The sequence below is a fragment of the Vibrio profundi genome, from assembly GCF_043642225.1.
Taxonomy (GTDB): domain Bacteria; phylum Pseudomonadota; class Gammaproteobacteria; order Enterobacterales; family Vibrionaceae; genus Vibrio; species Vibrio profundi_A.
This window is the reverse complement of sequence record NZ_JBHZSF010000002.1, coordinates 84664-97377: the sequence shown is the minus strand read 5'-3', so window position 1 is coordinate 97377 and position 12714 is coordinate 84664. Positions and strand designations below refer to the sequence as shown.

The window sequence follows — 12714 nt, the reverse complement described above, 5'->3', positions numbered from 1 at the left end:
CATGACAGCACCAAGTTGGGATTTAAGTATCGCTTACAGCGGTTTAGATGATGGAAAAATAGAGCAAGACATTGCTCTTATCCAACAATGTATCGATTTACTTCAATTACATACTGAAAAGCGCGCGACCATTATTGCAATGCAAAACGCGATTCAGACGTCGGAAGCGGCTGGTACGCTGCTGGCGACCATTAATACCTTTGCGACTTGTCATGCTTCTGTTGATGCAACTCACCAAGAAGCCAAAGCGTTAATAGGCCGTGTTGCTAAACTCAGTTCTGAAATGTCACAGGCGTTCAGCCCGTACGAGAACACTTTGATTCACGCTGAGCAAGATTTCATCGAGGCGGTGCTTAATCACGACAGCCCAGATGTCGCAGGGCAGGGGTTCTCGATTTATAGCTCGCGTAAACTGGCTGATACTCGATTAAGCGTGTCTGAAGAGCAATTGCTTTCAGCGATGGAAGTCGATGGCCGCGATGCCTGGGGGCGTTTATATGACAACCTAACGGGGTCACTAAAATTAACTCTCAAGTTTGATGACAGTGAGGAGGAGTTAGGTTTTTCTCAGGCTGCGAGTCTTTTATATGGTAGTGAGTTTGATAAGCAAGAGCCGGCATGGCGTGCTGTTCAAGGCGCGATGAAAACACATCAAGAGTCGTTCGCTGCGATCTTGAATGCACTTGCCGGTTGGCGCCTTACTGAAAATCAAAAGCGCTCCAATTTGAAAGATGTGCATTTCTTAGAGCCAAGCCTTTACGGAAGTCGCATTGTTCCAGAAACTTTAGATGCCATGATGAAAGTGGCAAAAGCGAATCGATTTGTTGGGCAAAAAGCCGGTAAGTTGATGGCGAAAGTCCATGGTTTGGACGAGATGAAGCCATGGAATCATTTGGCGGCAATGCCTCCATTTGGAGACGCGGAAGCCAAAGTGTACCCTTTTGATGAAGCCATAGACCTCATCAAAACGGCATTTGCGGAAGTCGACCAAGAAATGGCTGATTTCGTTGAACTGATGGTTGAAAATGGTTGGATTGATGCAGCGCCAACAGCGAACAAGCGTTTAGGTGCATACTGTACTAAGTTTGCTGCTACCCGCACACCGTTGGTATTCATGACTTGGAGTGGTAGCCGTTCTGATTTAATGACTCTTGCTCATGAATTAGGACACGCTTTCCATAACTGGGTTATGCGTGATATGCCGCTGTGTCAGACTCGTTACCCAATGACACTGGCAGAAACGGCCTCAATTTTCGCGGAAAACATCGTTCGCGATTACTTATTGAAACAAGCGTCGACGAAAAACGAAAAGTTAGAAATGCTGTGGGAAGAACTTTCTTCGTCATTGGCTTTGATGGTGAATATCCCAGTACGTTTTGAGTTCGAGAAAGCGTTTTACGAACAGCGTCAAGAAGGTGAGCTGGCTGCAAACCAACTATGCGAGTTAATGGAAACGACTTGGAAAGAGTGGTACGGCGACGCGATGACCGAAGCGGACCCATATTTTTGGGCGAGCAAACTGCACTTCAGTATTTCACAAGTGAGCTTTTATAATTATCCTTATTTATTTGGATACTTATTCAGTAAAGGTGTGTATGCGCAACGTGAGTCTAAAGGTGAACAATTCTATTCTGACTATGTCGCTTTGCTGCGAGACACAGGATCGATGATGGCAGAAGATGTCGTTTCTAAGCACTTAGGAATGGATCTTACCCAAGTCGATTTCTGGCAACAAAGCATCGACATGGTGAAAGAACAAGTTGATGAATTTGAAAGATTGCTCAATCAGTAAGATTCATTGATCTCGCTCTGTTTAGCGTAATTCAGAGCTGTGTTAGTTTACATGGCTCTGAAATCATCCTGAAAACTCAAAGAGTTGTAGAGTACAATGCACACCGCTATGGCAAACGGATACATAATTGTGATTGAAAATGAAATTTCTATCGATAAGTGCGATCCTTGCTGCAAAAATAACATGTACAATTTATTAACATACGGCCGTGCAATTAAGGAGTAGCGCATGACGAAATCCCTCTTTCGCCAATCATTTCTTTTTGACAGCCTAGATCTAGAACAGGAAATGCTTGCAGGACAAACTGTCCTTTCCAATGGAGTTCAACTGACTTTACACCGCCGTGGGGTGTTAGAAGTTGTTCCTGCAAATTACACAGAAGATAGTAAGAATATTGTTTTCTCGTGCGGTATTCATGGTGATGAAACCTCACCGATGGAGCTTGTCGACAAGCTTATTGAAGATATTGAAACTGGTTTTCAAAATGTTGAAGCCCGTTGTTTATTCATTATTGCTCACCCTGAGGCGACGAACGCTCATACTCGATTTTTAGACGAAAATCTAAATCGCTTATTTGACGATAAAGCGCGTGAGAGCAATCGCGAAGTGATTATCGCTGACGAACTTAAAACGATTGTCACTTCGTTTTATAAAGATACTAAAGTCGATACTCGTTGGCACTTAGATCTGCACTGTGCAATCCGTTTATCTAAACATTACTCGTTTGCAGTAAGTCCGAAAGTGAGACACGCTGTTCGTAGTAAAGCGCTCATTGAATTTATTAATAGCGCGCATGTTGAAGCGGTTCTACTTTCAAACTCGCCATCAAGCACATTCAGTTGGTACAGTGCTGAAAACTTTGAAGCTCAAGCTTTGACGATGGAGCTAGGCCAGGTTGCTAGGATTGGCGAAAACCAATTAGATAAACTTACGGCGTTTGATTTGGCCATGAGAAACCTAGTGGCTGAAGTTGAACCTGAGCACTTACCTAAGAAAACGATAACTTATCGTGTAAGTCGTACGATTGTTCGTTTACATGATGACTTTGATTTCATGTTTGAAGACAATGTCGAAAACTTCACAAGCTTTAAACATGGTGAGGTCTTTGGACATGATGGTGATAAGCCATTAATGGCCAAAAATGAAAACGAAGCGGTGGTTTTCCCTAATCGACATGTTGCGATTGGTCAGCGTGCTGCGCTTATGGTTTGTGAAGTTGAAACTCGATTTGAACATGACCAGCTAGTGTACGATTAAGCCTTAATCGATTACACTCAATCTCTTGATTTTCAAGGTTCGCAGCTTGCTGTGAACCTTGAAGTTGTTTTGGGATGAAGGTAAGGTTACGCCACCACTGATAAAGTAGCCTGATATGGATTTTCAACAGCTTATAGTTCAAAAGCACACCCGATGGAAACGCGCGATCTTTGCTATGAGTGCAATGCTTGTCGTGTTTAGCTGTGTTTACCTCATGGTGGGTGATCTTTTCATTTCTCCTTTCGGCTCTCTATCCCCCCTTGAAGAAAAACTTCTCATCGATTTGCGTTTGCCACGATTATTGGCTGCGATAGCGATCGGTGCTGCACTCGCCGTCTCTGGTGCTAGCTTACAAGTATTGCTCGGAAATGTATTAGCTGAGCCTGGTGTGCTTGGTATTTCTGGTGGGGCGAGCTTAGCCATGGTGATTGTCCTATTCTTTTTACCATTCTCTCCAACACCAGAAGTGTTTATGGTCGCCGCAGTGCTTGGCTCTCTTTGTTTTACTGTCATTCTCGTTAGCATGGCGCGAGCGATGAGGTTAACCACCGCTCGTTTGCTGCTTGTTGGTGTTGCGCTTGGTATATTGTCTGGGGCGATGGTGACATGGGCGTTTTATTTCAGTGACGATCTAAGTTTACGGCTGTTAATGTATTGGTTGATGGGCAGCTTAGGAGGGGTGAACTGGTATCAACACTCCCTAACTATTGTGATGATCCCAGTGATCATCTGGTTGTGTCGACAAGGTAACAAGCTCGACAAGTTAATGATTGGTGAAACTCACGCGGCTCAATTAGGCGTGAATGTTCCTTCACTACGCTGGAAGCTTATTTTCGCGGTATCTATCCTAGTAGGATGCGCGGTCGCGCTTGGTGGCGTAATTAGTTTCGTAGGTTTGGTTGTTCCACATTTACTGAGACTGGCAATTGGTACCGACAATCGATTTTTGCTTCCATTATCCGCGGTCGCGGGGGCTGCACTATTGGTATTTGCAGACACTTGCGCTCGCACACTTCTGGACTCGGCTGAGTTGCCACTTGGTGTAATGACTACCAGTATCGGCGCTCCTATTTTTATTTGGATGTTAGTGAAAAATCATGATTCGCGTTAAGAGTATTCACGTTGGCGATAGGCTTCTTCCTCTTTCCTTCAACCTAAAGCCCGGTACCGTTACTCACGTCATTGGCCCTAATGGCAGTGGAAAAAGTACCTTGTTGTCTTCGTTGTCGGGTGTGGGTTTCGAATATCGAGGTTGCATTCAATTTGGCGACACTGATTTGAAAGAAATTGGTATTTCGGACCTTGCTTTATACCGAGCCTATTTGAGTCAAAATGCCAAACCTGCATTTAGCTTAGAAGTGTTCCAATTTTTGGCTTTGTCTGTACCTTCCAGTGCAAAAGGGCAGCAAGAGGATATTCAGTACGCGTTAGATGAAATTACTCACATGCTTGAGATCAGCGATAAACTTCATCGCTCGATTCAGGCTCTTTCCGGTGGGGAATGGCAACGAGTTCGATTAGCAGCCATGTGCCTGCAGATATGGCCTTCCCTAAACCCTTACGCTCAACTTTTGATTTTAGATGAGCCAACAGCCCCTCTAGATATCGCTCAATCGACTTTGCTGTATAAGCTGATCGAACGAGTGGCTGGCTTAGGTATTGCGGTCATCATGGCAAACCACGATATCAACAAAACTTTGAGACATGCTGAACAGGTGCTTCTGCTAGATAAAGGTGTCCTACAAAGTTGCGGTGCAGTTGCTGACGTACTTGTTCCAGAGAAGTTAGAAACCGTTTTTAAAACTAAAGTGAAGCAAGCTACAGTCGATGGAGAATCGTACCTCCTATTTGGTTAACAGCCTTGCAGGTTAACCCAATATTACTGTCTCATTTCGAAAACATATTGGTCCAAATGAGCAGGCAGAGTGCCACCACGATCATCAGGAATATTACCGATTCGATTATCCAGCCTTTGTCTTCACTCCAACCTAAGTGTTTAACTTCCTCTTCGGATAAGTGAACGTCAATCTGGTTACAGTGTTCTCTTAGCTCATTCATACGCGTTTCCCTTTTGACTTGATAGTCAAATCATAGCGGGGGAAAACATCTGATAATATCCAGTTGTTTTTAACTCATGTTTAGGTTTATTAAACGAGGAACTAAAGTGAGCCCAAAAAAATAAAAAGCGCTGATAAATATCAGCGCTTTTGGAACGTTTAGAGAGGAATTAAGCGTCGTTAACCTTGCCTAATTTTAGCCAAGTATCAACAACCGTGTCAGGGTTCAATGATACAGAGCTAATGCCTTGTTCCATCAACCATTCTGCGAAGTCATCATGATCAGATGGGCCTTGACCACAAATACCGACGTATTTACCCGACTTGGTCGCAGCATCAATAGCTAACTTGAGCATGGCTTTAACCGCTGGGTTACGTTCGTCAAAGAGGTGAGCAACGTCACCAGAATCACGGTCTAGGCCAAGCGTCAGCTGGGTCATGTCATTTGAACCAATCGAGAATCCATCAAAATACTTCAAGAACTCGTCAGCTAATACAGCGTTAGAAGGAAGTTCACACATCATGATCACTTTCAAGCCATCCTGACCTCGGCGCAAATCAAATTTCGCTAACAGGTCGATAACTGACGCAGCTTCACTTGGGGTACGAACGAATGGAATCATGATTTCGACGTTCTTCAAACCCATTTCATTTCTTACTTGTTTGATTGCTTGAGTCTCAAGCTCAAAACAATCTTCGAAGGTGTTAGAAATGTAACGAGAGGCGCCTCGGAAGCCCAGCATAGGGTTCTCTTCATGAGGTTCATAACCTTGTCCACCCACTAGATTGCTGTATTCGTTCGATTTGAAATCAGACATACGAACGATAACGCGCTTAGGCCAAAACGCCGCGCCAATAGTAGCGATGCCTTCTGTTAATTTGCTGACGTAGAAATCGATCGGATCTTTGTAGCCTTTGATACGCTCAGTGATCTCAGCTTTTAGCTCATCGGATTGGCTATCAAAGTTGAGTAATGCTTTCGGGTGGATTCCGATCATTTTGTTAATGATGAACTCCAAACGTGCCAGTCCTACACCTTCGTTAGGTAATTGGGCGAAATCGAAGGCACGATCTGGGTTACCAACATTCATCATGACTTTGGTTGGAAGAATAGGCAGCTCGTCGACAGAAGACTGGCGCACTTCATAATCCAGTTCACCTTGGTAAACAAAGCCAGTTTCACCCTCTGCACATGAAACGGTGACAGTTTGGTCTGATGTCAGCTTCTGAGTCGCGTCACCACACCCTACAATCGCTGGGATGCCAAGTTCACGGGCAATGATAGCGGCGTGGCACGTACGACCCCCACGGTTGGTTACGATAGCAGAGGCTTTCTTCATGACCGGTTCCCAATCAGGGTCTGTCATGTCGGTAACAAGTACGTCGCCGTCTTGGACTAGTGACATTTCATCTAGTGATTTCACTAATCTTACTGGGCCACTACCAATTCTCTGACCAATCGCACGGCCTTCGATAAGTACGTCCGCTTTAGCGTTAAGTTGGAAGCGCTCAACGACATTTTTGTCGCTTTGAGAACACACCGTTTCTGGGCGAGCCTGAACAATGTACAGCTTACCGTCGATGCCGTCTTTGGCCCACTCGATGTCCATCGGACGCTCGTAGTGACGCTCGATAATCAACGCTTGGTGAGCAAGTTGTTCAATTTCGGTATCGGTCAGAGAGAATTGATTTCTTTCAGTTTCATCCGTATCGATGATTTCAACTTGCTTACCGATCTCTTGGCTATTGGCGTAGATCATCTTGATCTGCTTGGAGCCAAAAGTTCGTTTGATGATTGAGTGGTTACCCACTTCTAAAGATGGTTTGTGTACGTAGAACTCATCTGGGTTAACCGCACCTTGAACCACCATTTCCCCTAAACCCCAAGAAGAGGTAATGAAAACAACCTGATCAAAACCCGATTCGGTGTCCAGTGTGAACATCACGCCTGAAGACGCTTTGTCCGAACGAACCATGCGCTGTATACCCGCAGATAGCGCGATACCTTCATGGTCAAACCCTTGATGAACACGGTATGAGATGGCACGGTCATTAAATAGGGAAGCGTATACGTGCTTGGTCGCTTCTAGTACAGCATCGATGCCTTTTACATTCAAAAAGGTTTCTTGTTGTCCAGCAAACGAGGCATCTGGAAGGTCTTCCGCAGTTGCTGATGAGCGAACCGCCACGGACAACTCTTCATTATCTTCAACAAGGGTCGAGTATAACGCGCGGATATCATCTTCGAGCTCGGTTGGGAACGGTGCATCGAGGATCCATTGACGGATAGTCGCTCCGGTTTCACGAAGCGCATCGATATCCTCGACATCCAGTTTGTTTAGCAGGGCGTAAATGCGGTCGTTTAACTGTTCGTATTGTAGGAATTGGTGAAAAGCAAACGAAGTAGTCGCGAATCCATTAGGAACAGAAACACCGGCATTAGATAGGTTAGATACCATCTCGCCGAGTGAAGCATTCTTTCCGCCGACTTTGTCGACATCATTCATAGATAGCGTGTTGAACCAAAGGGTGTACTTTTGCATGTTAATCTCCGGAAACATTGCAGCAAGTTTGTAGGGGAGAGCAAACGTTTACGTATTGGCTGAAAAAAATAGAATTATTTCTTAAAGCTGTGGGGAACGTAGTGGAATGCCCTAGTAGGTTATCGGTATTATTGTTTAGCTATCCTACTCAAAAAAATTTTAAATATTAAATAATATATGCAAACTATTATTCAAAGTCGTGATGTATTCTACGTTTCTGATGGAACAGCCATCACTTGTGAAACCTTGGGCCATACGGTATTGGCGCAATTTCCGTTTCGAGCTAACGAAAAAACGTTCCCGTTTATCGAGAGTGAAGACAAGCTCGACGAGCTGATTAAGCAGATCGAGTTATCTTATGCATCGACCGGGATTTTGCCGCTGGTTTTTTTCTCTATCGTCATTCCAGAGATCAAGGCTCGCTTACTTCAGTCTAATGGTCATTTTTATGATGTGCTGGAAAACCTGGTCAAGTCGGTTCAAGACGATTTGAACCTAGAAGCCAAACCACAGCTTCAACGCTCGCACAGTGTTAGTAAAGATTCTGAAGGGTATTTCGATCGTATTGCCGCGATAGAATACACGCTAGCTCATGATGATGGTGTGTCGCTGAAAGATCTTCATAAAGCTGATGTGATATTACTTGGGGTGTCTCGTAGCGGCAAAACGCCAACAAGCTTGTATATGGCCATGCAGTTCGGTTTACGTGTCGTTAACTACCCATTTATTGATGATGATATTAAGAAGCTACGGCTGTTACCTGAATTTGAAATCAATCGTCATAAGTTGTTCGGATTAACTATTGATCCCCAAAGGCTCACAGAGATAAGAAGCAACCGTCTTGCGGATAGTGACTATGCGAGTGAAGAGCAATGCATTACAGAGCTGTATAGCGTCGAAGCTTTGTTTCGTAGAGAGGCGATTCCTTATATCAATACTTCTAGCATGTCTGTTGAAGAGATTTCTACCAGGATTTTGGAAAGGACTGGGTTAAAGCGTCGCTTGTTCTAAGCGCTACATACAAAATCTAAGCGCCATATACAAAAAAGCCCCTCGTTATGTAGAGGGGCTTTGTCATTGAACTGAGTTGGGCAAATTAAGCGTTCAATGCTGCAAGGTCTGCAGGACGATAGTAAACAGACTTTAACACTTTGCCTTGGCGAATCGTTTTACCTTGGTCCACTACATCTTCAGCACATTTAGCAATGATGTAGTCACCTTTTTGAACGGCTGTCAGCTTGATGTTTTGTTTAGCATAGTGCGTTTCAGTATCTGCGAACTCTTGTTCATTACGACATACTTTGCTCATGTTGCTTGAATGAACTTCATCCCAACATGGTAAGAAATCAATCGCGCGATTTTTCGCGACGTTAAGAAGAAGATCGATCAGGTAGCTGATGGCTAGGTTATCTTCAACTTTGCTGTGCCCTAAATGAACCAAGCGTCCCATTAGAACATAAACCGTATCGACAATAGCGTCTGCTTGCTCAGTCTTGCAATCTGCTTCAGCCAGTTCCGTCAACTCTTCAATCGCAAGCGAAGTATGTAGCGTGTCAGCTTTTTCATCTAGGCTTTCTGGAGAAGCGACAGGTAAATCAAATGTGCCACGAAACTCTTCGATATCTTTGTATAAGTGGTTAAAAATTTCTTGGGTAAGCTGAGACAAGTTCATGAAGGTGTCCATTGATGAATTTTAATCCGGTATTTTAACAAAGCTCGGAATCGGGCGCTAACGCTTATCCAATCAAATTATCACGTTGGGGGTAAAATTAGTCGTGATTGGTTCAAAGTATTTGGTATAAGAATTACATTCTACTTCAATATGGCGATGAGGTTTTAAGAATGTCGCTCAGGTAATCGCCTCGCATGTGAACGATCGTAACTTCGTAGGCCGATTTGGGGGAGAAGAATTTGTTTTATGGTACCCCAATGCCAATTCGCAAGAAGTGGGACTGAAGTTACAGCAACTGTTGCAAGCCATTCGCAGTATTGAGCTGGAAGGGAAGTCTGTGACGGTATTGGTTGGAGTGTGCCACTTTATTTTGTCAAACGATGCTGAAGAAGGTGACAAAAAATCTACGTTGGATCGCTTAATCAGTTATTCGGATAAGTGTTTATATGAGGCTAAAGATAAAGGGCGAGATCTGCTTATCTCTCGCCACTATCGATGCCAACTTACCAATGAAATCACTTAGTGTACTTACTGGGCTGCAGCACTCTAACTGACCGAAAGTTTAGCGGAACAAATAAGGAAAGAGCTTTTTACGTTCTTCATTTGTTAACGATTCAACACGCGCGATATTGGTGTCTGGAATCGCTTCAGGGTTCGGGTAGTGTTTTAGAACCTTTTCCATACTTGCTTCACGGATCAAATGATAAACCGGGTAAGGAGAACGGTTTGTAAGGTTTTCATCATCTTCTGGATCGGCCCCGCCAAAGCAATAATCCGGGTGGAAAGTTGCGACTTGATAAACACCTTCCCAATCTTGTTGCTTGATTAACGCCTCTATCCAATCAATAAACATGTTGTAATCAAAGAAGTCACCTAACATGTTTGGCACGACAACCAATGTTGTTTCTAACTCCTTCACTGGCGTGTTATCGAGTTCAATAAAATGCGCCATGATGTCTTCTAGCAATGCTTCTTCTGTTTCAGCCAGGCTTACAAAGATTTTGATTTGCTTATTACGTTGAGGCTTAGCAGCAAAGGGGCAGAGGTTTAACCCAATGACCACATCATCTAGCCACTGCTTCACTTGATCGTGAATAGTTTGAACGTCTGTTGAAGTTTTTGAAGGCATGAAAAGTTCCAGTATTCTATTTTTGCCCAAGGATATCAGAACGTGGGTCAATCAGAACAGCTTAATGGCAGTTCACAGTAGATTTCATTACCGGTGTTGATTGTTTATTAAGCGAATGCAGCAGCATGAAGATCGTAATGTAAAACAACATGCCACCTGCGATTACACCGTTCCATGCAAAGTTCTGCCAACAATAGAGTAGAACGAAACCACCTAAACTACCGCCAATATAGTAGTGAACGAGGTAAAGTGCGGTTGCGGTCGCTTTTGCGTGCGTGGCTTTTTGGCTCACCCAAGCGTAAGCCAAGGTATGAGTGAAAAAAGCCCCAAAGCTGATAAGCAATAATCCTACAAGCATGAAGAAGATCGACTCGACAGCGGAAATCCACATTCCCAGCATACTGATGGAAGTCCCAAGTGCCACCCCTATGAGCGGGTTGCGAGACGCTGCCCATCGGCTACTCAGTTTAGAGCTTAACGTGCCTGCTAAGTAGCAAAGGAAAATCATAGACGCGATACCTACTGGCAAATGGTGTGGTTCTGCGACGAGGCGAAAGCCCATGACTGAATAGAGATTGACGAATAAAGCAAAATTAGCCCCACCAATCAACATGGCTAACCAAATGGTTCGATTGGAAATATGTTTAATAACGGCGCGATTATGATGGAAGAATAAGCCTTTTTGTGGCGTGAAGTTTTTCTGTTCGGGAAGTCTAAAGTAGACAAACAAGGCGCCTAATAAAGAGAAAATCACGAAGAAAAGTACCGCACTTTTCCATTCAAAGTAGTCGGTGATAATGCCACCGGCAACCCGCCCGAAGATGCCACCTAACGAGTTCGCGGCAATGTAACCACCAATCGCTATTGAAAACGCCTTAGGACTTAACTCTTCGACCATATACGCCACCGCGACTGCCGCAAAGGCTGCGATCGCAACTCCCATCAGTGCGCGAGCACCAATTAACACTGGAAGAGATTCCGTTAGAAGCATGAGCCCCCCCACTAAAGGGATCATGAATAGCCCAAACAGTATGACAGGTTTGCGCCCGAAGCTTTCAGAAGAGACAGCCCATGGCACTAGGCTAAATGATAGCGCTAATGTTGTGCTTGCGAACAACCAGTTTATTTCTAGCTCGCTTACCGAGAAATGATGAGACAGGTAAGGGAGGATAGGTTGAAAGACATACAGATTACAAAAAATGATGAACGAACCAATCGCGAGTGATTGAGTGACTTTTTTATATTGCGCCGTGCCAAGTTCGATCATGTTCTAAATCCTTATTAATTTGTGAGTAAAGTATCAGTCACCTATGGATTTAAGAAATATATTAAACCTATAGTCTTAATATATTTTTGATATGGCGGTGTAATGCTTGAGTCCAAACCTTTACGTCACTTTTTAGCGGTTGCAGAGCATGGCAACTTTACGCATGCTGCGAAGGCGTTGCACATCGCTCAACCGGCACTAAGCATCTCTATTAAAAAGCTAGAACAGAGTTTAGAGCTCTCGCTATTTAGAAGAGGGGATAAGTCGGTAACGCTGACTCAAGAAGGGCAAGCATTGTACGAACACGCAAAGCGTATCGCTCAACAGTTTTCTGATGCGGAGCTTGCAATGAACGAGCTGAAAGGGCTCGAAAAAGGGGAGGTTCGTTTAGGGGCTCCCAGTATGATGGGCAGCTATTTCTTTCCGAAAATATTAATGGCGTTCAAAAGCCAATACCCTAATTTAAAGCTTACTTTAATTGATGCTGGCACCGAATCCATTCGGCAAATGTTGCTAAATGGTGAGTTAGACATCGGGGTGATTAACGACGCTAATGTACCGAATGATCTTGAAACCGATCACTTACTCGATAGTGAGATGCTCGCGGTAGTCGGGGGCAAGCATGACCTCGCACAGAAAGACTCAATAGAGTTCGAGGAATTCTTCCAGGAGGATTTAATCTTATTTAAGCCTGGATATTTTCATCGCGATTTTATTGATGGGGTGCATGAGCAGCACGGCTTCGATATGAACATCGCTTTCGAAAGTAATCTTCTGCCGATGATTCTCTCAATTGTTAAACAGGAATTTGCCATCACCGCACTATTGGAATTGGTCACCGAGCATGAGCATGAAGTTGTCGGTGTTCCGTTTAGCCCGCCAGTAAAGTTAAAACTCGCGTTAGCGTGGAGAAAAGAAGGTTACTTATCGAAAGCAGACAGAACCTTCATCGACTTCGTTAAGCGGTATGTTTGAGCATGACCAAAATACAAATCGG

11 protein-coding genes and 1 pseudogene are annotated in these 12714 nt (G+C 44.1%); 7 read left to right on the top strand and 5 right to left on the bottom strand.

Features of this window, described 5'->3' with window-relative positions; genetic code table 11:
* Position 1: 1 nt before the first annotated feature.
* The 4 genes from ACHUFI_RS03920 (at position 2) to btuD (ending at position 4905) form a co-directional block, all read left to right on the top strand.
* Positions 2 to 1792 carry a M3 family oligoendopeptidase gene (locus tag ACHUFI_RS03920; protein WP_394247056.1) on the top strand — a complete coding sequence of 597 codons (1791 nt, stop codon included), beginning with the start codon at positions 2 to 4 and terminating at the stop codon, positions 1790 to 1792.
* A gap of 228 nt (positions 1793 to 2020) precedes the next feature.
* Positions 2021 to 3049, top strand: coding sequence for a succinylglutamate desuccinylase (locus tag ACHUFI_RS03915; protein ID WP_394247055.1), 1029 nt, complete (start codon positions 2021 to 2023; stop codon positions 3047 to 3049).
* 115 nt (positions 3050 to 3164) lie between these two features.
* A complete protein-coding gene (btuC, locus tag ACHUFI_RS03910) occupies positions 3165 to 4160 on the top strand; it encodes a vitamin B12 ABC transporter permease BtuC (RefSeq protein WP_394247054.1) in 996 nt (331 codons plus the stop codon).
* Positions 4147 to 4905, top strand: coding sequence for a vitamin B12 ABC transporter ATP-binding protein BtuD (btuD, locus tag ACHUFI_RS03905; protein WP_394247053.1), 759 nt, complete (start codon positions 4147 to 4149; stop codon positions 4903 to 4905). Before btuC ends, btuD begins: the two co-directional genes overlap by 14 nt.
* 31 nt (positions 4906 to 4936) lie before the next feature.
* Here btuD and ACHUFI_RS03900 read toward each other — a convergent pair whose 3' ends face one another.
* Together ACHUFI_RS03900 and ppsA are read right to left on the bottom strand one after the other, a co-directional pair.
* Entirely contained in the window at positions 4937 to 5107 is a 171-nt protein-coding gene (locus ACHUFI_RS03900; RefSeq protein WP_394247052.1) for a hypothetical protein, read from the bottom strand.
* Positions 5108 to 5276: 169 nt separating this feature from the next.
* Complete coding sequence (gene ppsA / locus ACHUFI_RS03895; protein ID WP_394247051.1) at positions 5277 to 7649, bottom strand: phosphoenolpyruvate synthase; 2373 nt, start codon at positions 7647 to 7649, stop codon at positions 5277 to 5279.
* A 177-nt stretch (positions 7650 to 7826) separates the two neighbouring features.
* Here ppsA and ppsR point away from each other — a divergent pair, with 177 nt between their 5' ends.
* The gene (ppsR, locus tag ACHUFI_RS03890; protein WP_394247050.1) at positions 7827 to 8660 is read left to right on the top strand and encodes a posphoenolpyruvate synthetase regulatory kinase/phosphorylase PpsR; all 834 of its coding nucleotides are present in this window, start codon (positions 7827 to 7829) and stop codon (positions 8658 to 8660) included.
* Positions 8661 to 8745: 85 nt separating this feature from the next.
* Here ppsR and ACHUFI_RS03885 read toward each other — a convergent pair whose 3' ends face one another.
* A complete protein-coding gene (locus tag ACHUFI_RS03885) occupies positions 8746 to 9321 on the bottom strand; it encodes a nucleoside triphosphate pyrophosphohydrolase family protein (RefSeq protein WP_394247049.1) in 576 nt (191 codons plus the stop codon).
* A 175-nt stretch (positions 9322 to 9496) separates the two neighbouring features.
* On the opposite strand from ACHUFI_RS03885, the pseudogene ACHUFI_RS03880 reads away from it, so the two are divergent.
* Positions 9497 to 9844 (top strand): annotated as a pseudogene (locus ACHUFI_RS03880) (diguanylate cyclase); the annotation flags it as partial.
* Between the two features lie 39 nt (positions 9845 to 9883).
* Here the strand turns inward: ACHUFI_RS03880 and ACHUFI_RS03875 are convergent.
* Both ACHUFI_RS03875 and ACHUFI_RS03870 read right to left on the bottom strand, forming a co-directional pair.
* Positions 9884 to 10450: a DUF1415 domain-containing protein gene (locus ACHUFI_RS03875; RefSeq protein ID WP_394247048.1), complete on the bottom strand. Its 567-nt coding sequence runs from the start codon at positions 10448 to 10450 to the stop codon at positions 9884 to 9886.
* Positions 10451 to 10511: 61 nt separating this feature from the next.
* A complete protein-coding gene (locus ACHUFI_RS03870) occupies positions 10512 to 11717 on the bottom strand; it encodes an MFS transporter (RefSeq protein ID WP_394247047.1) in 1206 nt (401 codons plus the stop codon).
* A gap of 102 nt (positions 11718 to 11819) precedes the next feature.
* Here ACHUFI_RS03870 and ACHUFI_RS03865 point away from each other — a divergent pair, with 102 nt between their 5' ends.
* Positions 11820 to 12692: a LysR family transcriptional regulator gene (locus ACHUFI_RS03865; RefSeq protein WP_394247046.1), complete on the top strand. Its 873-nt coding sequence runs from the start codon at positions 11820 to 11822 to the stop codon at positions 12690 to 12692.
* Positions 12693 to 12714: the final 22 nt, after the last annotated feature.